General features: G+C 49.9%; 25 protein-coding genes. 19 read left to right on the forward strand and 6 right to left on the reverse strand.

The window, feature by feature from the left end:
* The first annotated feature begins 136 nt into the window (after nt 1–136).
* The 16 genes from mraZ (at nt 137) to lpxC (ending at nt 17,824) form a co-directional block, all read left to right on the forward strand.
* On the forward strand, nt 137–595 hold the full coding sequence (mraZ, locus tag K0504_RS00645) for a division/cell wall cluster transcriptional repressor MraZ (RefSeq protein ID WP_220102209.1): 459 nt from the start codon (nt 137–139) through the stop codon (nt 593–595).
* Nucleotides 596–1,540: a 16S rRNA (cytosine(1402)-N(4))-methyltransferase RsmH gene (gene rsmH / locus K0504_RS00650; protein ID WP_220102210.1), complete on the forward strand. Its 945-nt coding sequence runs from the start codon at nt 596–598 to the stop codon at nt 1,538–1,540.
* Nucleotides 1,537–1,845: a cell division protein FtsL gene (gene ftsL / locus K0504_RS00655; RefSeq protein WP_220102211.1), complete on the forward strand. Its 309-nt coding sequence runs from the start codon at nt 1,537–1,539 to the stop codon at nt 1,843–1,845. The genes rsmH and ftsL overlap by 4 nt, the downstream gene beginning before the upstream one ends.
* Nucleotides 1,842–3,569 carry a penicillin-binding transpeptidase domain-containing protein gene (locus K0504_RS00660; protein WP_220102212.1) on the forward strand — a complete coding sequence of 576 codons (1,728 nt, stop codon included), beginning with the start codon at nt 1,842–1,844 and terminating at the stop codon, nt 3,567–3,569. Before ftsL ends, K0504_RS00660 begins: the two co-directional genes overlap by 4 nt.
* Nucleotides 3,566–5,056, forward strand: coding sequence for a UDP-N-acetylmuramoyl-L-alanyl-D-glutamate--2,6-diaminopimelate ligase (gene murE, locus K0504_RS00665; protein ID WP_220102213.1), 1,491 nt, complete (start codon nt 3,566–3,568; stop codon nt 5,054–5,056). The genes K0504_RS00660 and murE overlap by 4 nt, the downstream gene beginning before the upstream one ends.
* Entirely contained in the window at nt 5,053–6,450 is a 1,398-nt protein-coding gene (locus tag K0504_RS00670) for a UDP-N-acetylmuramoyl-tripeptide--D-alanyl-D-alanine ligase (protein ID WP_220102214.1), read from the forward strand. Before murE ends, K0504_RS00670 begins: the two co-directional genes overlap by 4 nt.
* Nucleotides 6,444–7,526, forward strand: coding sequence for a phospho-N-acetylmuramoyl-pentapeptide-transferase (mraY, locus tag K0504_RS00675; RefSeq protein WP_220102215.1), 1,083 nt, complete (start codon nt 6,444–6,446; stop codon nt 7,524–7,526). Before K0504_RS00670 ends, mraY begins: the two co-directional genes overlap by 7 nt.
* A 22-nt stretch (nt 7,527–7,548) precedes the next feature.
* Nucleotides 7,549–8,910, forward strand: coding sequence for a UDP-N-acetylmuramoyl-L-alanine--D-glutamate ligase (gene murD / locus K0504_RS00680; RefSeq protein WP_220102216.1), 1,362 nt, complete (start codon nt 7,549–7,551; stop codon nt 8,908–8,910).
* Nucleotides 8,910–10,124 (forward strand): cell division protein FtsW, encoded by a 1,215-nt coding sequence (gene ftsW / locus K0504_RS00685; RefSeq protein ID WP_220102433.1) that lies wholly within the window; start codon nt 8,910–8,912, stop codon nt 10,122–10,124. Before murD ends, ftsW begins: the two co-directional genes overlap by 1 nt.
* Nucleotides 10,121–11,197, forward strand: coding sequence for an undecaprenyldiphospho-muramoylpentapeptide beta-N-acetylglucosaminyltransferase (gene murG, locus K0504_RS00690; RefSeq protein ID WP_220102217.1), 1,077 nt, complete (start codon nt 10,121–10,123; stop codon nt 11,195–11,197). Before ftsW ends, murG begins: the two co-directional genes overlap by 4 nt.
* Nucleotides 11,161–12,663 carry a UDP-N-acetylmuramate--L-alanine ligase gene (gene murC, locus K0504_RS00695; RefSeq protein ID WP_220102218.1) on the forward strand — a complete coding sequence of 501 codons (1,503 nt, stop codon included), beginning with the start codon at nt 11,161–11,163 and terminating at the stop codon, nt 12,661–12,663. The genes murG and murC overlap by 37 nt, the downstream gene beginning before the upstream one ends.
* A complete protein-coding gene (locus K0504_RS00700) occupies nt 12,653–13,588 on the forward strand; it encodes a D-alanine--D-alanine ligase (protein WP_220102219.1) in 936 nt (311 codons plus the stop codon). Before murC ends, K0504_RS00700 begins: the two co-directional genes overlap by 11 nt.
* 13 nt (nt 13,589–13,601) lie before the next feature.
* Nucleotides 13,602–14,369, forward strand: coding sequence for a cell division protein FtsQ/DivIB (locus K0504_RS00705; protein WP_220102220.1), 768 nt, complete (start codon nt 13,602–13,604; stop codon nt 14,367–14,369).
* 9 nt (nt 14,370–14,378) lie between these two features.
* Entirely contained in the window at nt 14,379–15,614 is a 1,236-nt protein-coding gene (gene ftsA / locus K0504_RS00710) for a cell division protein FtsA (protein WP_220102221.1), read from the forward strand.
* A gap of 36 nt (nt 15,615–15,650) precedes the next feature.
* On the forward strand, nt 15,651–16,802 hold the full coding sequence (gene ftsZ, locus K0504_RS00715; RefSeq protein WP_220102222.1) for a cell division protein FtsZ: 1,152 nt from the start codon (nt 15,651–15,653) through the stop codon (nt 16,800–16,802).
* A gap of 113 nt (nt 16,803–16,915) precedes the next feature.
* The gene (gene lpxC, locus K0504_RS00720) at nt 16,916–17,824 is read left to right on the forward strand and encodes a UDP-3-O-acyl-N-acetylglucosamine deacetylase (RefSeq protein WP_220102223.1); all 909 of its coding nucleotides are present in this window, start codon (nt 16,916–16,918) and stop codon (nt 17,822–17,824) included.
* Between the two features lie 33 nt (nt 17,825–17,857).
* On the opposite strand, the gene K0504_RS00725 is transcribed toward lpxC, so the two are convergent.
* Nucleotides 17,858–18,301, reverse strand: coding sequence for a DUF721 domain-containing protein (locus tag K0504_RS00725; protein WP_220102224.1), 444 nt, complete (start codon nt 18,299–18,301; stop codon nt 17,858–17,860).
* Between the two features lie 39 nt (nt 18,302–18,340).
* On the opposite strand from K0504_RS00725, the gene K0504_RS00730 reads away from it, so the two are divergent.
* From K0504_RS00730 to mutT, 3 genes are all read left to right on the forward strand, one after another.
* Nucleotides 18,341–19,279: a M23 family metallopeptidase gene (locus K0504_RS00730; RefSeq protein WP_225917886.1), complete on the forward strand. Its 939-nt coding sequence runs from the start codon at nt 18,341–18,343 to the stop codon at nt 19,277–19,279.
* A 134-nt stretch (nt 19,280–19,413) separates the two neighbouring features.
* Nucleotides 19,414–22,113, forward strand: coding sequence for a preprotein translocase subunit SecA (secA, locus tag K0504_RS00735; protein ID WP_220102225.1), 2,700 nt, complete (start codon nt 19,414–19,416; stop codon nt 22,111–22,113).
* A gap of 14 nt (nt 22,114–22,127) precedes the next feature.
* The gene (gene mutT / locus K0504_RS00740) at nt 22,128–22,520 is read left to right on the forward strand and encodes an 8-oxo-dGTP diphosphatase MutT (RefSeq protein ID WP_220102435.1); all 393 of its coding nucleotides are present in this window, start codon (nt 22,128–22,130) and stop codon (nt 22,518–22,520) included.
* 26 nt (nt 22,521–22,546) lie between these two features.
* Here mutT and yacG read toward each other — a convergent pair whose 3' ends face one another.
* Genes yacG through K0504_RS00765 form a run of 5 tightly spaced genes read right to left on the reverse strand, consistent with a single transcriptional unit; the run spans nt 22,547 to nt 26,325 of the window.
* Complete coding sequence (gene yacG / locus K0504_RS00745; RefSeq protein WP_220102226.1) at nt 22,547–22,768, reverse strand: DNA gyrase inhibitor YacG; 222 nt, start codon at nt 22,766–22,768, stop codon at nt 22,547–22,549.
* Nucleotides 22,769–22,798: 30 nt separating this feature from the next.
* Nucleotides 22,799–23,545 carry a cell division protein ZapD gene (gene zapD / locus K0504_RS00750; protein ID WP_220102227.1) on the reverse strand — a complete coding sequence of 249 codons (747 nt, stop codon included), beginning with the start codon at nt 23,543–23,545 and terminating at the stop codon, nt 22,799–22,801.
* 30 nt (nt 23,546–23,575) lie between these two features.
* Nucleotides 23,576–24,190 (reverse strand): dephospho-CoA kinase, encoded by a 615-nt coding sequence (gene coaE, locus K0504_RS00755; protein ID WP_220102228.1) that lies wholly within the window; start codon nt 24,188–24,190, stop codon nt 23,576–23,578.
* 22 nt (nt 24,191–24,212) lie between these two features.
* Nucleotides 24,213–25,085, reverse strand: a complete 873-nt coding sequence (locus K0504_RS00760) for a prepilin peptidase (protein WP_220102229.1) — start codon at nt 25,083–25,085, stop codon at nt 24,213–24,215.
* A gap of 4 nt (nt 25,086–25,089) precedes the next feature.
* Nucleotides 25,090–26,325 carry a type II secretion system F family protein gene (locus K0504_RS00765; RefSeq protein WP_220102230.1) on the reverse strand — a complete coding sequence of 412 codons (1,236 nt, stop codon included), beginning with the start codon at nt 26,323–26,325 and terminating at the stop codon, nt 25,090–25,092.
* Nucleotides 26,326–26,344: the final 19 nt, after the last annotated feature.

Below are 26,344 nucleotides of genomic sequence, written 5' to 3' on the forward strand. Positions count from 1 at the left end.
AAGGTTAAAATGGCTTGTTTCCTAGCTTGACATTCATTGATGCCAGTCCCTAAACTAGCTCTGGTGGGAAAAAGTGGATCAAAGTGGATCATTTCATTAATGCATTATTGGAATCGATCAACGCTAAGGGTGAATCATGTTTCGTGGGGCAAGTGCAATCAGCTTAGATAGCAAAGGACGGTTAGCCGTACCTTCGCGCTATCGCGACATGCTGATGAATCAATGTGGAGGACGTTTGGTTTGTACCATTGACGTCGCCTCGTCCTGCCTACTGCTATACCCCCTCCCCGAATGGGAAGCCATTGAAGCGCAATTGCGCCGTCTATCGAGCATGAAGCCGGCTGAGCGCCGTTTGCAGCGTTTGCTTATCGGTCATGCGACAGACTGTGATATGGACAAAAATGGCCGCTTTTTAATTCCCGCCAAGCTGCGCCAGTTTGCTGCCCTTGAGAAGCAAATTACGCTGGTCGGGCAAACCAACAAATTTGAAATTTGGTCCGACGAAAACTGGCAAACCCAGGTGGATGAAGATTTGGCAGCACAGCTTGCCGATGATGAACCACTAAGCGATAACCTTTTAAACATAAGTATATAAATGACAGCTGGTCAGGAGCATGTCACCGTACTTCTGCATGAAGCAGTAGATGCGTTGGCCATCAAAAAGGACGGTATCTATGTGGACGCGACCTTTGGACGCGGTGGCCACAGTAGAGAGATTTTGTCTCGTCTCGGCCCTGACGGGCGCCTGATTGCGATTGATCGCGATCCTCAAGCTATTGAAACAGCAAAGCAAATCAACGACCCACGATTCACTATCCAGCATGGTCCGTTCTCCCACATCCTCGCCTATCTGGAACAACGTGGTTTGCTTGGCAAAGTTGATGGCATTTTATTTGACCTCGGCGTTTCTTCCCCACAACTCGACCAAGCCGATCGCGGTTTTAGTTTTATGCGTGACGGCCCACTCGATATGCGAATGGATCCCACCTCTGGCCGCTCGGCGGCTGAGTGGTTAGCAGAAGCAGAAGCTGACGAAATTAGCTGGGTGCTCAAAGAATTTGGTGAAGAACGGTTTGCTTGGCGCATCGCTAAAGCGATTGTTGCCGATCGTGATGAAACGCCATTCACCACAACCACTGAATTAGCTGGCTTAATCGGACGAGTAAGCCCTTCTCGCGATCGCAAGAAGCACCCGGCAACACGTTGTTTTCAGGCCATTCGGATTTACATTAATTCCGAGTTGGAAGAAATTCGACAAGCCCTTGATGGCGCTTTAGAAGCATTAGTCGATACCGGCCGGTTGTCGGTGATCAGCTTCCATTCGTTGGAAGACCGAATCGTGAAGCAGTTTATTCGCCATCACAGTAAAGGCACGCCGCCACCGCGTGGGCTACCGCTTACCGAAGATCAATTGAAGCAATCATTACCGTTAAAAGCCATTGGCAAGGCAATTAAACCCTCAGCCCGGGAAATAGAAACTAATAGCCGTGCGCGCAGCTCGGTGCTGAGGATCGCCGAAAAGCAGGGGGTGAAGCTTTGAGTCACCCCCTGCTGATGCGGCTCATGTTACGTGACATGATGCGCTACAAATTACGTTGGTGCATGGCGATAGCCGTGCTGACCAGCGCTTTTGTGGTGGTGCGTCTGGCGTATGACAATCGGCAGTTAACCGCGCAGTTTGATGAGCTAAAACAGCAACGCGACGAATTAGATATTGAATGGCGTCACCTACGGTTGGAAGAAGGCGCACTGGCTGAACACAGCCACATTAGTCGCAAAGCGACCAAACAACTTGGCATGGTGCGGCCTTCGCGCTCAGCCAATACGCTGGTGGAGGTGCCATGAGTCGCCCCGGTCACGCCAAGCGGAAACTCAAACCAACCATGATCCCTTGGCGGTTTTATGCGGTCATCGTGACGGTGTGCTTAATGTTTGCCATGTTGCTAGCACGAGCGGCTTACATTCAGATCGTTGAACCGGATCGTCTAAAGCGTGAAGGTGACATGCGCTCACTGCGGACCAAGACCGGTGATGTTCAGCGGGGCATCATTACCGATCGTCATGGCGAAGAATTAGCCGTAAGCGTGCCAGTGAAAGCTGTGTGGGTCGATCCAAAAGTGATTGCTGACATGGGGGGCATTCAAAAGCGCCAACGCTGGTCAGCACTGGCCGATGCTTTGTCATTGGATGCCGATAAGCTCATCAGCAAGATTGAAAGCGCGCCAAATCGCCGCTTTATGTACATTAAACGTCAGGTCACCCCTGGCTTAACGGATTACGTCAAGAAGCTCAAACTTCCCGGTGTATTTTTAAAGAACGAATCTCGCCGCTTTTACCCTGCAGGCGAAGTTAGTGCTCACATTGTTGGTGTGACTAATATTGATGCCGATGGTATTGAAGGCATTGAAGCTACCTATAACGACTGGCTCAATGGCAGCCCTGAAAAACGTCGGATCCGTAAAGACCGAACAGGGCGCACTGTTGAAGAGTTAGGCGTTATTGAAGCCCGCGAACAGCCAGGCGATATTGAACTGGCGATCGATCAGCGCATTCAAGCATTAGCGTACAGAGAATTAAAGATTGCCACCGAATACCATGGCGCCACATCGGGCTCTGTGGTGGTGATTGATGTGGAAAGCGGTGAAATTTTGGCCTTGGTCAACACGCCATCCTTCAACCCTAATAATCGTCGCGACCGCGATCCGTTTCGCATGCGTAACCGTGCCGTAACCGACGCCTTTGAGCCGGGCTCTACCGTGAAGCCAATGGTGGTGTTGGGCGCTTTAGCTAATGGCGTTGTTGAACAAGACTCGGTCATTGCAACGTCGCCAGGTTGGATGCGTATTGGTGGCCGAGAAGTGCGCGATAGTAAAAATTATGGCGATATGACGGTGCGCGCTGTGTTGCAAAAGTCGAGCAACATTGGCGTGACTAAAATGGCGCTGCAAACCAGCCCAGACGAACTCATTGAAACCTTCTTTCAACTTGGCTTCGGTAGCCTGTCTGATGCGCTTTTACCCGGAGAATCAAGTGGCCACTTATCGATTCGTCGGAAATGGTCGGACTTTGAATTGGCAACCTTGTCATTTGGCTACGGCATGACCATTACGCCCATTCAATTGGCCCGAGCATATGCTGTCATCGGCGCGGGTGGCATTAAATATCCGTTATCTATCTTGAAACTCAATGAGCCTCCTACGGGGGAGCGGGTGATTGAAAAGCACCACGTTGCCGCCGTACTTGAGATGCTTGAGTCTGTCACTGAAGAAGGTGGTACCGGCACTAAAGCGCGAGTACCCGGGTATCGCGTTGCTGGTAAAACCGGCACTGCTCGTAAAGCCATCGCAGGTGGTTATGGTGAAGAATACGTGGCCGATTTTGCCGGCGTTGCGCCGTTATCTCAGCCGAAACTAGCAATTGCCGTGGTGATTAATGAGCCTGCTGGCGACAAATACTATGGCGGCGATGTTGCTGCGCCGGTGTTTTCTGCCGTCATGGCCGGAGCGCTTCACTACCTTAATATTCCACCGGATGCTGAAACATCAGACTATGCGGGGATATGGCCATGAGTCAGCGATTACGCGACATCGTCAAACCCTGGGGAATAAGTGCGCGCGTTGCCAATGTCACCGCGCGTCATTTGGTTTTAGACAGCCGCCAAGTTAGTCACGGTGATATTTTTGTTGCCCTGCGCGGCCATCAGCTAAACGGCGCCGACTTTATTAATGCTGCCATCTGTCAGGGCGCTAGTGCCGTGCTCGTTGACGGCGACCGAGTGCACGTTAATAGCCAGTGGCAAGTGCCTGTTGTGGAATTGACTCAGTTACCGGAACGACTCGGTGAATTGGCTGCGAGTTTCTACAACAACCAAGCCAATGCGCCGACAGTCGTTGGTGTGACCGGTACAAACGGTAAAACCTCAGTGACCCATTACATGGTCCAATTGCTACAGGCACTAACCGGCAAAGAACAAACCGCTGGCGTGATTGGCACACTGGGTTACGGTAACCCTGCATCGCTGCACATTTTGCCGAATACCACACCTGATGCCCTGACCGTGCACCGCCTGCTTAGCCAATTGCGAACCGAGCAAGCGGATTGGGTGTGCATGGAAGTCTCGTCTCACGGTTTGGTACAAAATCGTGTGGGTGGCGTTGCCTTTGAACATGCGGTGTTCACCAATTTAAGTCGCGACCACTTGGATTACCACGGCACGATGGAAGCCTATGGTGAAGCCAAATCAGCATTATTCCGTTGGCCGACTCTGGCCAGTTCAACAATCAATGCTGACGATGAATTTGGTAGCAAATTATTAGATGAATTAGGCCCGAGCGCCATTGCTTATGGCTTGAATGATCTCGCGCGGATCCAGCGTCAACGTCAGTGGCTGTACTTTGATGCCATTAAGCCTGCTGCGACTGGCTTTGATGTGACTCTACGTTCGAGTTGGGGCGATGCCACCGCGTACGTGCCATTGCTTGGGCGATTCAATTTAAGCAACCTACTCGCCGCTCTGGGACCTTTGTTACATGCCGGCTTGCCGCTCGAAGATCTCATCAATGGATTAGCGACATTGCGCCCGGTTGCAGGCCGCATGGAAAGTTTTCAACAAGCCAATATGCCGGTGTGCATCGTTGACTATGCCCATACACCAGATGCGCTGGCTTTGGCGTTACAAGCTGCTCGCTTTCATTGTGCCGGAGAATTATGGGTTGTGTTTGGTTGTGGCGGCGACCGTGATAAAGGCAAACGTCCATTGATGGCGCAGGCGGCTGAGCAATATGCCGATCGGATTATTGTGACCGCCGACAATCCGCGTTCAGAACAGCAACAAGCGATTAGTAAAGACATCATGGTCGGCTTCAACAACAGCCAAAATGTCATGGATGTGGCCGATCGCCATCAAGCGATACAAACAGCGTTACGTGAATCAGCGCCGCAAGATCTCATTTTAATTGCTGGTAAAGGGCATGAGGAATATCAATTGATCGGCGAGCAACGGCTCCATTTCAGCGATCGAGAGGTGATTCAAAATTTACTGGAGGCGGTGACATGATTGAGCTGATGCTTAAAGACATTTGTCACGCTGTAGCGGGCACATTAGTTGGCGATGATAAGTCGATTAACAGTGTCACAACGGATACTCGTCAGGTTGAATCTGGCGCACTGTTTGTTGCTTTGGTGGGTGAGCGTTTTGATGCCCATGACTTTGTCGACCAAGCGCAACAAGCTGGGGCGGGTGCCTTATTGGTGAGTCGCCAAGTGAAGAGTTCCTTGCCACAAATCGTGGTCAATGACAGTAAGCTTGCGTTAGGTGATTTAGGCCGACTGATTGCCGAGCGCTGCCAAACCAAAAATATTGCGGTAACTGGCAGTGCCGGCAAAACCACCGTGAAAGAAATGACGGCGGCCATTCTGGGTCGACATCATCAGGTGCTGGCAACTGACGGCAATTTCAATAATGACATCGGGGTGCCGCTGACATTGTTGCGACTCAATCACCAAGTTACCCATGCTGTGATTGAGTTGGGCGCAAACCATGCCGGTGAAATTGCTTACACCACTGATTTGGTCAAACCCTCGATTGCCATGATCACCAATATTGGCAGCGCCCATTTAGAAGGATTTGGATCGGAGCAAGGTATTGCCGATGCCAAGTTTGAGATTTTTTCCGGCTTACCCCCTCAAGGCGTCGCTATTTTTGATCTGCACGGTAAATACACCGCGCAATGGCAAAACAAGCTGCAAGGGAAGCAAGTGATTACTTGGTCGCGGCAAGCAGATTTAAGAGCACAAGTGCGTGCAAGTCATATCGAGCTTGAACAGGATAGCAGCCAGTTTGTGCTAACCATTGGCCATGAATCTATTGATATGTGTTTGCCGATGGCTGGCCTGCACAATATCGACAACGCGCTGGCAGCGAGCGCAGCTGCTTACGCCGCTGGCGTCGGTATTGTTGAGATAGCGACTGTGCTGGAAGCTGGCGTGTTCGTGAAGGGGCGCTTGAATAGCACGGCTCTGACCGAACAACTGACGGTTATCGATGATACTTACAACGCTAATTTGGCCTCAGTAAAGGCGGCAGTTGATGTGCTAGCAAACTGCCAACAAGAAAAAACTGTGCTGATTTTAGGCGACATGGGCGAGCTGGGTGGCTGGGCCCGCCAGCATCACCACGATGCCGGTAGCTATGCCCGTGAACAAGGCGTGCAAGCATTATTCACCCTAGGTTCGCTCAGCGAAGTGGCACAACAAGGCTTTGCTTCAAGCGCTAGCCATGGTGAACATTTTTACGAATTAGACGCGCTTATGGCAGCGCTAACCGAGTGGATTTCACAACAACAGCAGCCCTTGCGCGTGTTGGTGAAAGGCTCGCGAGGTGCCGCAATGGAGCGGGTGATCGACAGACTGCAGCAGTGGTTGCGCAGCGAAGAGGAATTATCATGTTAGTGTGGCTAGCGGACTGGCTGACACAGTTTTATACCGGGTTTAACGTCTTTTCTTATCTGACGTTACGGGTAATTGTCAGTATTCTGACCGGCTTGACTGTCGCATTGTTGTTGGGGCCTAAAGTCATTCGATTTTTGCAGCGCTTGCAAATCGGCCAAACGGTGCGTACCGATGGGCCAGAATCTCACTTTAGCAAGTCGGGTACTCCAACCATGGGCGGGGTGTTGATCCTCGCGGCAATTTTGTTGGCGACCTTACTTTGGGCTGATTTATCGAACCGTTATGTCTGGGTGATGATTTTTGTCATTACTGCGTTTGGCGCGATTGGTTGGGTGGACGATTACCGCAAGGTGATCCGCAAAGATCCGAAAGGTTTAATCGCCAAGTGGAAGTATTTCTGGCAGTCCATTGCGGCGATTGTGACGGCATTCTTCCTGTATCAAACCGCTCACCTTGAAGCTGAAACGCTCCTCGTGGTTCCATTTTTCAAAGATGTGATGCCGCAACTCGGGGCCATGTACCTGCTCCTTAGTTACTTTGTGATTGTTGGTACCAGCAACGCGGTAAACCTGACTGATGGCCTTGATGGCCTAGCGATTTTGCCAACCGTCATGGTGGCCGCCGCATTTGGTTTCTTCGCGTATGTCACCGGCAACGTCAATTTCTCAACTTATCTACATATTCCATATATTCCGGAAGCCTCCGAACTGGTGATTGTGTGCGCCGCGATTGTTGGCGCTGGGCTCGGATTTTTATGGTTTAACACGTATCCGGCACAAGTCTTTATGGGTGACGTTGGCTCTTTGTCGCTTGGCGCCGCGCTCGGTACGTTAGCGATTTTGGTTCGGCAAGAGCTGGTCTTGGTGATCATGGGCGGGGTGTTTGTTATGGAAGCCCTGTCGGTCATCTTACAGGTTGGCTCCTACAAACTGCGAGGCGAGCGGATCTTCCGCATGGCGCCAATTCACCATCATTATGAATTGAAAGGCTGGCCTGAGCCGCGGGTTATTGTGCGCTTTTGGATTATCAGCCTGATATTGGTACTGATCGGATTGGCAACGCTCAAAGTGCGTTAATCGATTTATAACAGGAATGAATTTGCAACTTTCGACTAACAAAATTGGCATTGTAGGTATGGGGCAGACTGGCTGCTCCGTGCTTCGTTGGCTATTGGCTCAAGGCCAACAGCCAGTGCTGTTTGATAGTCGGGATCAATTACCCCAAGCGGCGAGTGAATTGTTGGCATTGGCGCCGCAGTCACTCACCGTTTATTTGGGTGAATTTGATAGTGAAGCCCTCAATAGCTGTGATGTGTTAGTCGTCAGCCCTGGGATTTCGATTGCGACACCGGCAATTGCCAAAGCAGCTGAAGCGGGCACGCAATTAATTGGCGATGTGGAATTGTTTTGCTTGTTCGACGAGCGCCCGCGCATAGCCATAACCGGCTCAAATGGTAAATCAACGGTTACCACACTAGTGGCCGACATGCTGCACGCAGCAGGCATTAAAGCCGCAGCGATTGGCAATATCGGAGTGCCAGTACTCGATGAGTTTGGTAGCGATGCAGATGTCGTTGTGATGGAACTATCGAGCTTCCAGCTTGAAACCACCTACTCATTACAAGCGACTGTTGCCTGCAACCTAAATGTTTCTGCCGATCACTTAGACCGTTATGACAGCTTCGAGCACTATGCTGCTGCAAAAGCACGAATTTATCAGCAAGCCAAAGTTGCTATTTGGAATCGTCACGACCAACGAACCAAGCCACATCAGTTTAGTGGCAAATCGATTAGCTTTGGTCTTGATTTGCCAGAGGATCAGATTGCAGAAGAGCAATGGGGCGTAGGCTTAGAAGGCCGTCATAGCTCGTTGTTAAAGGGCTCAACGGCGGTATTCAATTGCGCTGACATGGCGATGTTGGGCGGCCACAATCAATTAAACGCGCTTGCAGCATTAGCCTGTGTAGCTGAGCTGGTTGACGATTTAGCGCCTTGTGCAAATGTGTTGCGCACATTTACTGGATTGCCACATCGTTGTGAACCTGTTTATCAACAACATGGTGTCACTTGGGTTAATGATTCTAAAGCCACCAACGAAGGCGCTACGTTAGCTGCACTCGATGGACTCAATGGCAGTTATCGCGGCAAACTCATTTTACTCGCTGGTGGAGACGGCAAAGGCACGGATTTCTGCACCTTAAAGCAGGCACTTAATCAGCAAGTTGATGAACTGATTTGTTTTGGTAAAGACGCCGTGAAGTTGGCGAGTAAACGCCATCAGGCGCGTTTAGTGAGCGATCTAGAAGAGGCCGTTCGGCTGGCCCACGACATCAGTTGCAGTGGCGACTTGGTGTTGCTATCACCAGCATGCGCAAGCCTCGACCAGTTTCCAAACTACATGGTGCGTGGTCAACGCTTTGCGCAATTGGCCAAAGAGTTGGCGCAGGAGGTGTCCTCATGATGGCAGCTCTGAGTCAATGGCGCGCACAATGGCAGTGGCCCGCTTGGGGGCAATTCTTCGCAGGCAACAAACCTGCGCAGTCAGCATCGCCTTCAGTATACGACGGCACCTTGATTACATGCGCGTTAGCCTTAATGGCCATTGGTTTAGTCATGGTGATGTCGGCATCGATTCCTGAAGCTCAAAAGAATTTCGGCAACCCTTACCACTATGCCATTCGGCATGGCGTGTTTTTGGGATTAGCACTCGTTGTGGCTGGCGTTGTCATGCATGTGCCAATGTACCGCTGGCAACAAAGTAATTCCTTACTTTTGCTGATTGCCTTTGTATTGCTTTTTGCAGTGTTGATTATTGGGCGAAAAGTTAATGGTAGTACCCGTTGGCTGGCGCTTGGGCCGATTAATATTCAGGTCGCAGAGCTGGCTAAACTGTTTTTCTTTTCTTATTTGGCTGGCTACTTGGTGCGCAGGCACGATGAAGTTCGAGAGAACGTCAAAGGTTTTATTAAGCCGCTAGCGGTATTTTTTGTTATCGCCTTTTTACTTGTATTGCAGCCCGATTTGGGAACCGTCATCGTGATGTTGGTGACGACCATGGGAATGTTATTCCTTGCTGGTGCTAAGTTGTGGCAGTTCGCAGCGTTGGTGATGAGCGGCGTTGGGGCTGTGGTTTTACTGATTGTGTTCTCTCCATACCGATTACGGCGCGTTACCAGCTTTTGGGATCCTTGGGCCGATCCATTCGGTAGCGGTTACCAGCTCACCCAGTCGCTGATGGCATTTGGCCGTGGCAGTTGGTTTGGCGAAGGGTTAGGCAATAGCATTCAAAAACTGTCTTATCTACCAGAAGCGCATACTGATTTTGTGATTGCCATTCTGGCGGAAGAATTGGGCTTCGTTGGTGTCGTTGGTGTGGTGATGTTGCTTGCGGTCGTGGTTTTTCGCGGCCTGCTTATTGGCCGAGAAGCACTCAACAAAGAACGCTACTTCGAAGGTTTTTTTGCCAGCGGCATAGGCATTTGGCTGTGTTTCCAAGGTGTGGTCAATATCGGCGCAAGTGCCGGGTTATTGCCGACTAAAGGACTGACATTACCGCTGGTTAGTTATGGCGGAAGCTCCATGGTGACGCTGAGTATTGCCATTGCGATTTTAGTTCGTATCGACCATGAAATGAAAATGGCATCGGTGCAAGCGTTGGGGGGGCGAAGCAAATGACCCAACGTGCGCTGATCATGGCTGGTGGAACGGGGGGACATGTGTTCCCTGGGCTAGCCGTGGCAGAACAATTGCAGCAAAACGGCTGGCAGATTGATTGGCTCGGTACGGCCGAGCGAATGGAAGCGGATTTGGTGCCGCGTTACGGTTACCCCATTCACTTTATTGATATTAAGGGTGTTCGCGGCAACGGCTTGGTTCGAAAGCTGGCGGCGCCATTCAAAATTTTAAAAGCAATTTGGCAAGCCAAACGAATTTTGCAGTTATTAAAACCGCAGGTTGTGATTGGCATGGGTGGCTACGCAAGTGGCCCTGGCGCGCTGGCTGCCAAGTTGGCTGGTATTCCGATTGTTTTGCATGAGCAAAATGCCGTTGCGGGGATGACCAACCGCTACGTGGCGAAGTTTGCTGATCGGGTATTAATGGCGTTTACCGGCGCATTTGCCGAAGGTGATGTGGTTGGTAACCCAGTACGTGCAAATTTAGCCAGCACGACACTGCCAGAATTCGCCGATGAGCGGCCGCTGCGGATATTAGTCGTGGGTGGTAGTTTGGGCGCCAAAGTACTGAACGATAGCATGCCAGAAGCGCTGGCATTGTTGGCTTCTGGCCCTGCAATAGAGGTTTGGCACCAAGCAGGCAAAGGTAATGGCGAACAGGTTCGGGCTCGTTATCAGCTGCTTGGTATTGAACCGAATCACGCCGATGATTTTATTCACAATATTGATGAAGCGTATCAGTGGTGTGATTTGGTAGTATGTCGCGCTGGTGCGCTGACCGTATCGGAGTTAGCGGCCGTTGGTAGAGCATCCATTTTGGTGCCATTGCCCCATGCAGTGGATGATCATCAAACCAAAAATGCCCAAGTTTTAGTACAAGCGGGCGCTGGTGTGTTAATGCCGCAGCCTGAATTGTCGGCTGCAACGCTAGCCGAACAGATTGAGAATTTAGCGAAGCAGCCACAACAATTGCTGGAAATGGCCAAGGCGGCGCGAAGCGTCGCTGTTGTCGATGCTGCTGAGCGCATGGCTGAGTTATGCCAACAAGTTGTTACGAATCGAGGAACGTTGTGAGTTTAGAGCAGAATACCGCCATTCGAATTCCGGAAATGCGCCGGGTTGAGCGAATCCATTTTGTTGGCATCGGTGGTGCTGGCATGGGCGGTATTGCCGAAGTATTAGCCGGTGAAGGCTACCAAGTGACGGGCAGTGATATTGCCGAAAATGCGATGGTGTCACGTCTGCGAGGATTAGGCGTCACGGTATTCATTGGCCACGCGGCAACCAATATCGATGGTGCAAGTGTGGTTGTGGTGTCTACTGCAATTGATGCGAGCAATCCAGAGATTGCCGCCGCTCAAGCCAACCGAGTACCAGTGGTGCGCCGCGCTGAAATGCTGGCCGAGCTGATGCGCTTTCGTCACGGTATTGCCATTGCGGGAACGCACGGTAAAACCACAACAACCAGTTTAACTGCCAGCATATTGGCCGAGGCCGGCTTAGATCCGACCTTCGTCATCGGTGGCTTGCTTAATAGTGCGGGCACCAATGCAAAATTAGGAAAAAGTCGCTATTTGGTAGCCGAAGCGGATGAAAGTGATGCGTCGTTTTTGCATTTGCAGCCCATGATTTCGGTGATCACCAATATCGAAGCGGATCACATGGATACCTACGGAGGCGACTTTGAGCAACTCAAGGCTACGTTCCGAGAGTTTATTCATAACTTGCCGTTTTATGGACTGGTGGTGATGTGCATCGACTGTCCAGTAGTGCGAGAACTTGCTGCTGAAGGTGGCCGCCAAGTGGTGACCTATGGCTTTTCTGAAGACGCCGATATTCGCGCTAGCGATTATCAACAGCAAGGCGCGACGAGCCAGTTTGTCTTGCACCGAAATGAACTAGCACCGCTCAGCATCAATTTGAATATGGCTGGCCGCCACAACGTGCTTAATGCACTTGCCGCCATTGCTGTTGCGCATGATGAACGCGTGGCTGATGAACATATTTTGGCGGCACTGACAAAATTTGAAGGCATTGGCCGCCGGCTTCAACAATACGGCGAGTTCGATACCGGTGCAGGCAACGCGTTGTTGGTGGATGATTATGGTCACCACCCAACTGAAGTTGCCGCGACCTTGGCTGCCGTGCGTCAAGCTTGGCCAGAAAAGCGTTTAGTGTTGGTGTATCAACCCCACCGCTATACCCGTACGCGCGACTTATATGAAGACTTTGTTGATGTGTTGTCGCAGGCCGATGTGTTGTTACTGCTGGAAGTGTATTCCGCAGGGGAAGAGCCCATTAGTGGTGCCGATAGCCGCGCGCTGTGTCGGACCATTCGTCAACGTGGCAAAATTGACCCCGTTTTTGTGAGTGGTCCAGACGAATTACCAGAAGTGTTGGCTGATGTGTTAACCGATGGCGATCTGGTGTTAACCCAAGGCGCGGGCAGCGTTGGTGCCTTAGCCAAGCGATTAGCCGACTTTAAATTAGATATTGAAACCATGAAAGCGTGCATCGGAGGAAGTGACCATGACGCTTAATGTTGCCGCAGAGCAGTTTGGCAAAGTAGCGGTGTTACTCGGTGGTCGTTCTGCCGAGCGCCCGGTGTCCCTTAAATCTGGACAGGCGGTTTATAACGCGCTGATTTCGGAAGGGGTCGACGCCCACTTGTTTGATCCGGCCGAGCAACCCTTACAACAGTTGAAAGAGCAGGGGTTTGACCGCGCGTTTATCGCTTTGCATGGGCGCGGCGGTGAAGATGGTGTGATGCAAGGTGCTTTAGAGTGGCTTGGTATGCCGTATACCGGCAGCCGAGTGCTGGGCTCTGCACTAGCAATGGATAAGATCCGCACCAAGCAAATTTGGCAGAGCATGAATTTGCCAACAGCGGGTTATCACATCATCAGCGAATCATTAGATGAAGCGGATGCTGCTGACATTTTATCCGCGCTGTCGGGTGCTGTGATTGTCAAACCAGCCTGCGAAGGCTCTAGCATCGGCATGGCAAAAGCGACTACCGCGGCACAATTGTCTGAAGCTGTCAGCGAAGCGTTGAAATTCGATCCCCAAGTACTGGTGGAACGCTGGATTGAAGGGGAAGAATTTACCATTGCGATCGTGGGCGACGAAGTATTGCCAGTGGTGCGGATGCAAACGCCTCATGAATTTTACGATTATGAGGCTAAGTATCAGTCGAAAACAACACAGTATTTTTGCCCGTGCGGTTTGTCTGAACAAGATGAAAAAGCGCTGCAAGTTTATGCCAAAGAGGCATTTAAAGCCGTTGGCGCAGAGGGTTGGGGACGCGTTGATGCAATGCGTGACGACCATGGCCAATGGCACCTGCTGGAAGTCAATACAGTACCGGGGATGACAGAAAAGAGTTTGGTACCTATGGCTGCGAAAGCCAAAGGCATTGGATTTTCCGAATTAGTGTTACGGATTTTGGCAGCAGCCAAAATCTAGTGGGGCGATCAGGATGACCGTTGGAGCGTCGAGTGCTCGCCGTCTTCCTGAATGGGAATTTTGGTTTGGTGTGGCGTTTTTTATCGTCACCTTAGTTGGCGGCTTGTATTTAGCATATGGTGCCGCCCATGTTTGGAGTGACCGAGCGGCACTGCCGGTGCAGCATTTGCGGATCCACGGCGATCGGCGTTTTGTCACCGACACCATGGTGACCGAGCAGTTGCTCAAACAAGGGCCTTTGCCGAGTTTGACTGGCCTTGATGTTGATTGGGTGCAACAACAAATAACGGCCTTGCCTTGGGTTGCTCAAGCGGCAGTTAGAAAAGAGTGGCCCGATCAACTGAGTGTGCATGTCACTGAGTATCAACCGGTGGCACGTTGGACCAATAGCCGCCTAGTGAGTGGCGACGGCAAATTGTTTGCCGTACCAGACACTGGCGTGGTGGCGGAATTGGCGCAAGTGAATGCGCCCGATGACATGGTGGCAGAAGCCATGTCGATGTTGGCTGCAGTGGTGGCTCGGACCGATAACCCGGACTTGCAGTTACGGCAGTTGCAAATTACGCCACGTGAAGCGTGGACGGTTAAGTTAACTAACGGCATCGAATTGCGGTTAGGGCGAGAACAAACATTAGCGCGTTTTGAACGATTTCTGGCGTTATACCCAGAGCTGTTGAAAGCGCAACGAGGTACGCCGCAATATATTGATTTGCGGTATGACACGGGTGCTGCAGTGAAGTGGCCGGATGAAACTGAATTGAACGAAGTGGACAAAGGTTAACAGAGCAAGATGGCAAAGAGTAACGAGCGCAAACTCATCGTAGGGCTGGACATTGGAACGTCCAAAGTCAGTGCGTTAGTGGGTGAGATTTTAGCGAACGGCGAACTCAGCATTGTTGGCGTTGGCAGTCATGCTTCTCGAGGCATGGACAAAGGCGGCGTCAATGATTTGGATTCCATCGTGCGCTGTGTGCAGCGCGCGGTGCAAGAAGCTGAGTTAATGGCGGATTGTCAGATTGCTTCGGTTTATTTGGGGATCAGCGGGCGCCACATTAAGTGTCAAAACGAAAACGGCATGGTGTCGATTAACGGTGAGGAAGTGACGCAAGAAGATGTTGATAACGTCATCCATACCGCCAAATCGATTCCTATTTCCGATGAGCGACGCTTATTGCACGTATTGCCGCAAGAGTTTTCCATCGACTGTCAGGAGGACATTAAAAGTCCAATTGGCATGAATGGGATGCGGATGGAAGCCAAGGTTCATTTGATCACCTGTGCCAATGATATGGCGCGCAATATAGAAAAGGTGGTTGAACGGTGTGATTTACAGGTAGAATCGCTGATTTTCTCGGCCTTGGCGGCTAGCGATGCGGCACTTACCGAAGATGAGAAAGAATTAGGGGTTTGCGTCGTCGATATGGGCGGCGGCACCATTGACATGGTGGTCTATGCCAATGGCGCGATTCGTCATACCGCAGTGATCCCTGTGGCCGGTAATCAGGTCACGAGCGACATTGCCAAGATTTTCCGTACCCCGTTGAATCATGCGGAAGAAATAAAAGTGCAGTATGCCTGCGCGCAACGTCAATTGGTGAACATGCAAGACACCATTGAAGTTGCCAGTGTTGGTGGCCGTCAGGCGCGGACTATGTCGCGTCATACGTTGGCAGAGGTTGTTGAACCGCGCTATCACGAATTGTTTGAATTGATACACGAAGAATTAAAAGGATCGGGTCTGGCAGATCAGATTGCCGCTGGTGTTGTGCTCACCGGTGGAACCGCGAAAATAGAAGGCGCTATTGAGTTGGCGGAAGATATTTTCCAAATGCCAGTACGGCTGGGACAGCCGCAAGAAGTTAAGGGCTTGTACGACTATGTCAGTGACCCAAGTTATGCCACCGCAGTTGGCCTGCTGCATTATGGCATGGATGATGTTTTGGGAAATACGCGAGAGCGCACTGGCACAGAAAAGGTTGCTTCTCTTTGGTCCACCATTCATGGTTGGTTCAAAGGCGAGTTTTAAATAGGGTGAGAATGTTACAACGACGGAGAACCTGTCATGTTTGAAATTATGGAAAGCCATACTGACGAGGCGGTCATTAAAGTTATCGGTGTTGGCGGCGGTGGCGGCAACGCTATTGAATATATGGTGCAAAACAGCATCGAAGGTGTTGAATTTTTAGCTGCGAATACTGATTCGCAAGCGTTGCGTAAGTCGAGTGCTGGCAACAAAATTCAGCTAGGTTCAAATATCACTAAAGGGTTAGGCGCTGGCGCCAATCCGGAAGTGGGGCGTCAATCGGCCATGGAAGATCGTGAAGCCATCCAACAAGCGTTGGAAGGAGCCGATATGATCTTTATTGCTGGCGGCATGGGCGGCGGTACAGGTACTGGTGCTGCGCCAGTTGTAGCTGAAATTGCACGTGAACTGGGTATTCTGACTGTGGCGGTTGTGACTAAGCCATTCCCGTTCGAAGGCAATAAGCGCATGAACTTCGCAGGGCAAGGTATTGATGAGTTAGCCAAGCATGTTGACTCACTGATCACGATCCCGAATGAAAAGTTAATGAAAGTGTTAGGCCCAGGTACGTCTTTGTTAGACGCCTTTAAAGCCGCGAATAACGTGCTTTATGGTGCGGTGCAAGGTATTGCCGAGCTAATCACTCGCCCTGGCCTGATTAACGTCGACTTTGCTGACGTGAAAACGGTGATGTCTGAAATGGGCACGGCCATGATGGGCACAGGTGTTGCGAAAGGCGCTGACCGCGCTCAAGAAGCGGCCGAGTTGGCGATTGCTTCGCCACTGCTGGAAGATATTGATTTAGCGGGTGCACGCGGTATTTTGGTGAATATCACTGCCGGTTTAGATATCACGATTGAAGAGTTCGATACCGTCGGTAATTCAGTGAAAGCGTTTGCTTCTGATAACGCCACTGTAGTTGTCGGTGCCGTCATCGATCCGGAAATGACCGATGAATTGCGCGTGACTGTTGTTGCAACTGGCATTGGCGCGGAGCGTAAACCAGACATTACGTTGGTTGATTCGCCAGTGGAGCGACCAGACGTGACAACCGTGCAGCAAACGATTAAAACGCCACAATCACCTCAGCAAGTTGCTGTTGGTAGTCAGCAGCCGCTACAGGTTGAATTACCTGAGAGTGATAACGACATCTTGGATATTCCGGCATTTTTGCGTAAGCAGGCGGATTAATACGGGGCGACTGGTCGTTTTTTGTTCACACTTTTGTACTTAAGTCGTAACTTTGGTATGATGTGCGACCCGCGACACGTTTTGCAGATAATTTTGGAACATTGGCAAGCTATATGATGAGACAGCGCACGCTCAAACAAATGATTGAAGCGACAGGGATTGGTCTGCATTCTGGTAACAAAGTGCAACTGGTTTTGCGCCCGGCACCGGTAAATACAGGTATTGTATTTCGCCGCACCGATCTTGATCCGGTAGTTGATATTCCTGCTAAAGCAGAACTGGTTCGCGAAACGACTTTGTGTACTGCTCTGGTGACCGATGATGGCGTTCGCTTGTCAACGGTAGAGCACCTAATGGCCGCCTTGGCGGGCATGGGCATCGACAATGTGTTTGTTGAAGTCGATGCAGCTGAGATTCCTATTATGGATGGCAGCTCATTACCGTTTGTCTACTTGCTACAACAAGCTGGCGTGGAAGAGCAACAAGCTGCTAAGCGTTTTATTCGCATTAAGCAACCGATTCGCATTGAAGATGGCGATAAGTGGGCCGAACTCTCACCCTATAACGGCTTTCGAATCGACTTTGCGATCGATTTCGCTCACCCTGCGATTGATTCTGATACCCAGCACAAGGTGTTAGATCTTTCTGCCTGCAGTTTTGTGCAAGAAATCTCACGCGCCCGTACCTTCGGCTTTATGCGTGATATTGAATATTTGCAAGCGAATAACCTAGCCCTTGGCGGCAGCTTAGATAACGCCATTGTGTTGGATGACTACAAAATCCTGAATGACGACGGTTTGCGATATCGCGATGAATTCGTCAAACACAAGATTTTGGATGCCATTGGTGATTTGTATATGGCCGGCCACAGCATTGTTGGTGAAGTGAAAGCCTATAAATCGGGGCATGCACTGAATAACATGTTAGTGCGAGCCATGATGACGCAACCTGAAGCGTGGGAGCTAGTTAGCTTTGATGATCAGGAAGCTCCAATCAGTTACCAGGTGCCGAGCTTGGCATAATGAATACTCGTTAAGATTAAACAAAACCAGCGCTTAAGCTGGTTTTGTTTTTTCATGTGCGGCTAACTTAAGTAATTGAGATTTCAGTGGTTCGGGAGATGATTCCGCAAGGGCACGCAAATCGCTTGCTGATTGATGGGTCATGATCCGATTCACTTTAAAGCCAGAATCTTTCGTTTGGCTCGGCAGGGTTCGGGGTTTTACGTGGGATTCGAGAGTTGTTAGCGCACGAAAGCCTTGCTGACGTAAATTAGCAATGATGCGGACTTTGTTCATGTTGAACCGCCATTGCCAAACGGCCGAATCGACATGCGCAGTGAGCACGCCATTTTGATAGCGAACTAAATGGCAATGAGGCGCTAAATCTACGTCTAGGGCGTTAGCAAACGCTTCTTGCAAAGTGGTTAACGATTGACTGTGCCGAGCAATATTGGCAAGTTCTGAACGACCACCTTGAAACAATTTTGATAACGCCACTGGTTTGTGGCTTCTTTTTGACATTTAAAGTAGCAAATTATGAGTCGACCTTTAGTTAGTTTAACGTTTAATGCTGCAGGGAAGCCAGTTACTTGGACTTTCCCGCCGTTGGCGTTACTAGGGACGGCATTAGCGTTGATGGCGCTTCTTATCATGCCGTGGTGGCTCGCCCCGCACCTGATCAGCTCAACGCACTTCGAGCAACAAGTACAACAAGCGCAAACGGAAAACCTTCAGCAGCGCGATACGCTCATGACATTACGTTTACAGTTGCATGGTCAATTGATTGAAATGGCCGAGCACATTGGCACGTTGCAAGCCAAGTCATCGCAGCTAGACCGACTGAGTGAAATGTTGGTACAGAAGTCTGAGATCGATCAGCAAGAATTCGACATTGCGACAACGACCAGTCAGCAGTCAATGGAAGCTGCGGGTGGCCCATTCGCAGCAGCTCCGGCGACCAATACCGAAAGCTTGACAGAAATGCTGGTTGAGCTTGATGAATTGATAGAAAGCTACGATGACAAGCAACGTCAGTTAGAGTTGCTCGCGGTGTTAATGCAGCAACAAGACGCAGAAGACGCAAGCTGGCTATCTGGCCGCCCCATTGGGGAAGGCTGGTTGTCGTCAGGCTTTGGTGCGCGAATTGATCCTTTTACCGGCAAAAAAGCATCCCATTGGGGTGTTGATTTTGCTGGCCATGCGGGTAGCAATGTTCACACCACGGCTGCTGGCGTTGTAACTTGGGCGGGTCGCCGCTGGGGTTATGGCAATTTGGTTGAGGTAAGTCATGGCGGTGGTTACACAACACGCTATGGTCACAACAGCGAAATTCATGTAGCCGTTGGTGACGTAGTTACCAAAGGCGATGTCATCGCAGCGATGGGCAGTACAGGTCGCTCTACAGGCCCCCATGTGCACTACGAAGTGCTAAAAAATGGTAAGCAAGTGGATCCAAGCCCGTTTATTTTTCGATAAATGACCCCATAAATAGTCTTTACCTAGTCGAATGATCCGTTCATTATGCGGGGTCATTAGATTGATGGGTTCATCATGTTCGTTGGCAGTAGACCAAAAGCTAGCGTTCAACAATTAAAATTACTAGGCAAGCCATGTTTGTAAAATTAATGACTTCGATGTTCGGCAGCAAAAACGACCGGACTTTGAAGAAGCTGCGTAAAGTTGTCAACGCAATTAATGCCATGGAGGCAGACTTCGAAGCCCTCTCTGACGACGACCTCAAAAACAAAACCGATGAACTCAAAGCTCGTATAGCCGAAGGTGCTAGCTTGCAAGATGTGCTTGCAGAAGCCTTTGCAATAGTACGTGAAGCAAGTAAACGCGTCTTTGGTATGCGCCACTTCGACGTTCAGTTGATTGGCGGCATGGTACTCAACGACTGCTCCATTGCTGAAATGCGTACCGGTGAAGGTAAAACCTTAACCGCAACCTTAGCAGCCTACCTCAATGCGTTAGCCGGCAAAGGCGTTCACGTGATTACCGTGAACGACTATTTGGCACAACGTGATGCCGAATGGAACAAGCCGTTATTTGAATTCCTCGGTATGACCGTTGGTATTAACTTGTCGGGTATGGCACCAGATGCCAAAAAAGAAGCCTACGGCTCCGATATTACCTACGGCACCAATAACGAATTTGGGTTTGATTACCTGCGCGACAACATGGCATTTCGCCCAGAAGATCGGGTTCAACGCCCACTTAACTTCGCCATTGTGGATGAAGTTGACTCCATCTTAATTGATGAAGCGCGTACCCCGCTTATTATTTCCGGCCCTGCCGAAGATAGCTCAGGCCTGTATCGTCAAATCGACACCCTGATTCCAATGCTTGAAAAAGCCGAGGCAGAAGATACCGAAGAAACAGCTGCGGTTGGTGACTTTACGGTTGACGAAAAGGCCAAGCAAGTTCACCTAACTGAACAAGGTCAAGAGCGCATTGAAGAGCTGTTGGCAACCAACAAGATTCTAGCCGAAGGTTCGTCATTGTATGACGCAGCCAACATCGCGTTACTGCATCACGTCAATGCGGCGTTGCGCGCTCATATGTTGTTCAAACGCGATGTTGACTACATTGTTAGCGACAACGAAATTGTTATTGTTGATGAGCACACTGGCCGAACGATGCCTGGGCGTCGTTGGTCTGAAGGTTTGCATCAGGCTGTTGAGGCGAAAGAACGCGTTAACATCCAAAATGAAAACCAAACGCTGGCGTCGATCACATTCCAGAATTACTTCCGTCTGTATCAGAAGTTAGCTGGCATGACGGGTACTGCCGATACCGAAGCGTTTGAATTCCAAAGTATTTACGGTCTGGATACCGTGGTGATCCCAACGAACCGACCAATGGTTCGTGACGATATGTCCGATCAGGTCTATCTCACCGCAGAAGAAAAATACGAATCCATCGCCAAAGATATTCATGAGCAAGTGGCTAAAGGCCGGCCAATTCTGGTGGGTACCATCACCATTGAAACCTCTGAATTACTCTCAGGGCTGCTGAAAAAAGCCAACATCAAGCACAACGTTCTGAATGCTAAGTTTCACGCGAAAGAAGCTGAAATTGTTGCAGAAGCAGGCCGCGCAGGTGCTGTAACGATTGCCACTAACATGGCCGGTCGTGGTACCGATATTGTCTTGGGTGGTAGCTGGCAGTCCGAAATTGATGCACTTGAGAACCCAACAGAAGAACAGATCGAGGTCATTAAAGCCGACTGGCAGCAACGCCATGATGCAGTGATTGAAGCTGGTGGTTTACACATTATCGGTACCGAGCGTCATGAGTCTCGCCGAATTGATAACCAGCTTCGTGGCCGTTCTGGTCGTCAGGGTGATCCGGGTTCATCTCGCTTCTACCTGTCGTTAGAAGATCCGTTAATGCGTATTTTTGCTTCGGATCGCATGGGCAGCATGATGAAAAAGCTGGGCATGGAGCGTGGCGAAGCCATTGAGCATCCGTGGTTATCGCGAGCTATTGAAAATGCCCAACGTAAAGTGGAAGCGCGCAACTTTGATATTCGTAAGCAGCTGCTTGAATACGATGATGTTGCCAACGACCAACGTAAAGTAATTTACGCCCAACGTAACGACTTGATGGATGCTGAAGACATTAAAGACTCGGTCTCTAATATTCGTGAAGACGTTGTCGACAATATGATTAGCGAATACATTCCGCCGCAGTCTCTTGAAGAAATGTGGGATGTAGCTGGTCTTGAAGAACGTCTGAAAGGTGATTTCGGCATTGAGATGCCACTACAACATTGGCTTGATGAAGACGATAAACTGCATGAAGATAATCTTCGCGAGCGTATTCAACATAGCTTCTCTGAAGCATATCGCTTGAAAGAAGAAATGGTTGGTGAACCGATTGTTCGCCAATTCGAAAAACAAATTATGTTGCAGGTGCTCGATACTCATTGGAAAGATCACCTCGCTGCAATGGATCACTTGCGTCAGGGTATTCACTTACGCGGTTATGCTCAGAAGAACCCTAAGCAGGAATACAAGCGTGAGTCGTTTGACTTGTTTAGCAACATGCTAGATGCACTGAAGATGGAAGTGATTTCTATCCTGAGCCGAGTACGAGTGCAGTCGCAAGAAGATGTTGAAGCGGCTGAAGAGAAGCGTCGTCAACAGCAAGCCGCATTGCCGAAACAGTACCAAGGGGCTACAGGTGCTGAAGCTAGCGGTACAGCGCAGCCACAGCAGCGCCCACAGCCGAAAGTTGGCCGTAATGAGCCATGCCCATGTGGCTCAGGCAAGAAGTACAAGCAGTGTCACGGCAAGCTGTCGTAGGCTAGTTGGTGAGCATTAAGCAAGTTCATGTGGCCGTTGGCGTCATTGTACGCGACGGCCATATTTTTTTGACCCGCAGAGCCGAGCATCAGCATCAAGGTGGTAAGTGGGAATTTCCGGGTGGTAAGTGCGAAGCTGGTGAAACGGTTCAGCAGGCGCTCGCGCGTGAATTACAAGAAGAACTGGCAATAAGCACACTAAAGAGTGAGCCCTTGGTGGTGATTAGCCATGATTATGGCGACAAGCAGGTGAAACTCGATACTCATTGGGTGACTGAATTTAGTGGCGAGCCTGCTAGCCAAGAAGGTTTGCAAGGGCGCTGGGTCGCAGCGGCCGAACTCGCTCAATATGACTTCCCAGAAGCCAATAAGCCCATTTTAGATAAAGTGTTAGCGACTCTGACGTAGTTGACGCCGAAGCGCTCTTATAGACCTTATTTTTTCGGCGGTACTTGCATCTTCGCCATCATTTCCATCAACTCTTCATCGCTCATATTCTCTATTTGTTGTCTGTCAGGCTCGCCTGCGATGCGGTGACTTTCATCTGCCCATTCACCTAGATCGATCAATTTACAACGCTCTGAACAGAATGGTCGGTATTGATTGGCGGTCGACCATTCAACTTGGGCTTGGCATGTGGGGCATGAAACTTTCATAAAAACTTCTCGAAAATAGTGGTTAGGCAACTAGCTGGCTGATAGCAAAAATTCAATATCTTGCTCGGTAGCGGCCGTACCATTGTTAGTGTGCCGCATAAAGCGAACCGTAAAACGGTGCTTATTGCCTGATACGGTAGGAAATACTTTGCTGTCGCTGGAAACTCGGATGCGGAGCAATTGTAGATTTTCGGCACTGGCTTGGTAAAAGCCTTTTTTGGCGACTGCGGGCTGAAATAACTTGCCATCGCGGGTCAGGTGCATGAGTTGACCGATTGCATTGGCAAGTATATCCAGTTGGCTTAGCCAGCGATTCATGTCCTGCAAACAGCTTTCGCTGTCTTGGCTCATCCAATAGTAAAGCTGCGGTAAATCAAAGCAGCAGTTGCCACCAGGAATACTAAAACGTTGCCGAATACCGGACAAAAATTTATCAGACTTCAGGCAGTTAGCTAATCGTGATTGACTGCGTAACGCACTCAAACAGTGTTGGTTCGATTGGTCCAGCTGTTTTAACGCATCTAGATCGACATTGGGGTAGGTTGCCCAGCGGGCCAGCTCTTTTTGTTGCCCTTCAAGATCTTTAATTAGATCTTGGCGCACATCGGCGCGCTCCAGCAACTCCAACAAATCGAATAAGGCAGAGAAATAGCTTAGAAATGCTTGCTCATTGAGTGCCTGCATGGCCTGTGTGCAGCGGAGCAGCAAGTGTTCTATTCGTAAATAGGAGCGAGCAGTTTCATTGAGAGGAAATTGGTAGGTGAACGCGTCAACCATGCGGGTTCCATCTATTTTATTCTGAGAAAATTAGCTTGGATAGCTCTGAGTAGCGAATTCTAGGTAATGCTGGTGCAGGTGTAAAATATCTTTTGCAACGGATTCCAATACTCGGTTGTTGTTCAGGACGTCATTGGCCGCTCTGAGGCGCTGCCAACGGGTCGCTTGGCGGGCAATAATTGCTTTGGCGCTACTGTTCGTCACGCCATCGCGTTGACTAGTGCGGAGCACTTGAACGGATACTGGCACATCAACACACAGCACCCGCTTGCAAAGCGTTTGCAGTTTATTTTCGACCAAAAGCGGGATCACTAAAATAGTATAAGGGGCTACTTGTTGCTGGCTTTGATCGATCATGCGTTGACGAATTAACGGATGAAGCAAGTTGTTGAGCCACTGGCGTTGAGACTCGTCGCTAAATACCTGTTGTCGAAGTGCATCACGGTTCAGCTCGCCGTCGGCCGCTAACACTTGATCTCCAAAACGATGGTGAATCTCAGCCAGGGTTGACTCGCCCTTGGCAACAACTTCTCGAGCGATAATATCGGCATCAACTAACCCTGCGCCGAGACGCTCAAATTCGTTGGCAACGGTGGTTTTACCACTACCAATGCCGCCAGTTAAACCCACCACAAATTTGCTCATTGGACTGTTTTCATCAAACAACTTAATAACCAAGTAAGCCGAAGTAACTATCGAGGATTGGTTGTCCCCACAACAAAGCTATCCACCCAGCAATGGCTAGATAAGGACCAAATGGGATTGGCTTTTGATGGTCGCGGCCTTTCAGGACGATCATCATGATGCCCAGCACCGCTCCAACGGCACTCGATAACAGCACGACCAGCGGCAGCATTTGCCAGCCCAGCCACGCGCCCAGGGCAGCGAGTAACTTAAAGTCACCATAGCCCATGCCTTCCTTGCCGGTCAGTAGCTTAAATGCCCAGTAGATAGACCATAGCGACAAGTAACCCGCTATAGCGCCAATCACGGCGCTGCTTAGCTCGTTGGGTGCTAGCCATAAATGGAAGAGCAACCCACTCCACAACAACAGGTAATTTAGTGGATCGGGTAGTAAGTAGTGATCAACGTCGATAAAAGTTAGGCAAATTAACAGCCAAGTGAACATTACGGCGGCAAGACCGAAATGATCAAAGCCAATCACATGAAGTACTAATACCGATAAACTGGCCGTTAGCAATTCAATGAGTGGGTAACGAATGGAATAAGACTGCTGGCAGCTTGCGCATTTCCCCTTGAGGATAAACCAACCGACAATGGGAAGGTTATGCCAAGGCTTGATTGTGGTATTGCAATGGCCACATCGTGATCCGGGAACGACTAGGTTAAAGCGCTCAAATTCAGGTATCGGCTGTTCATTCATTTCTGCCAATTCTTGCTGCCATTTTCGCTCCATCATGATTGGTAAGCGATAAATCACAACATTGAGAAAACTACCGACAAGTGCTGCAAACACAAAACAAATAGCAGATATTAAAACTGGCGCTGTTTCGGCCGCTTGCGTAAATTGCTCAATCATTTCGTTAACCTACGACGTGGCCTAGTTGGAAAATTGGTAGATACATAGAGACGATCAACCCGCCGACTAACGTACCGATGATGACCATGATTAACGGCTCAAGCATGGAGCTTAAGTTGTCTACGGCATCATCTACTTGTTGTTCATAAATCGACGCAACTTTGGCCAGCATATCATCTAAAGAGCCAGCTTCTTCGCCAATCATTACCATCTGGCACACCATATCGGGAAAGCGTCGCGTTTGACGCATGGCATTATTGAGCTGAATCCCCGAAGACACATCACTTCGTACTGCTTGAATAGCATCACGATAAACGGCATTGCCTGAAGCTCCCGCTGCTGAATCAAGAGCATCAATTAAAGGTACGCCGGCGGCAAATGTTGTGGAGAGTGTGCGTGTGTAACGAGCCACTGCGGCTTGATGGAGAATGCCGCCGACAACAGGTAATTTTAAAATCAATGCATCGGTTTTATCGCGCAGTGATTTAGAGTTACGGTGAGCTCTGGCGAAGCCAAAAGAAGCGGCAAAGGCGCCGAGAATGACCAACCAAAGGTTTGATGTTAGCCAATTGGAAATTCCGATAACAAATAGCGTGAATGCGGGAAGCTCAGCTCCAAAATTTGAAAAGATATTTTCAAAACTAGGGACAACAAAAACTAACAGGATTGCCGTTACCACCACGGCGACCAGAATAACTATGGCTGGGTACGTCATGGCCTTTTTAATTTTAGCCTTTAATGCTTCAGCCTTTTCTTTATAGGTTGCCACGCGGTCATAAATTGAATCGAGAGCGCCAGATTGTTCGCCACTGGCCACCAAGTCGCAATACAAATCATCGAAGTGTTCAGGGTGCCTTTTTAGGGTCTCACTTAATGGATTACCGGCCGATACATGAGCATGAATTTCTTCCATGAGTTTACGCATGGTCTCTTTATCACAACCTTTGCCAATGATTTCGAGCGCCTGCACTAGTGGCACGCCAGCCCCTAGCATGGTGGCAATTTGGCGCGTTACGATACAAATATCGGCCGCTTTCACTTTATTGCCAAACTGGAACAGCGGTTTGGGTTTCTTTTTGATTTTTGAAACCGCAATGGCCTGTTTGCGTAGCTGAGTTTTTACCGCTTGCTCATTGGCCGCCGTGGTTTCACCTTCAATCCGTTGACCTTTGCGGTTGACGCCCTGCCATTGGTACGTGTTGATTTTGATTGAAACTTGTTTTGCCCGTGATGCTGCCATAACAGTGTTGCTTCTTCCT

The sequence above is a fragment of the Neiella holothuriorum genome (genome assembly GCF_019457915.1).
GTDB classification, from domain to species: domain Bacteria; phylum Pseudomonadota; class Gammaproteobacteria; order Enterobacterales; family Neiellaceae; genus Neiella; species Neiella holothuriorum.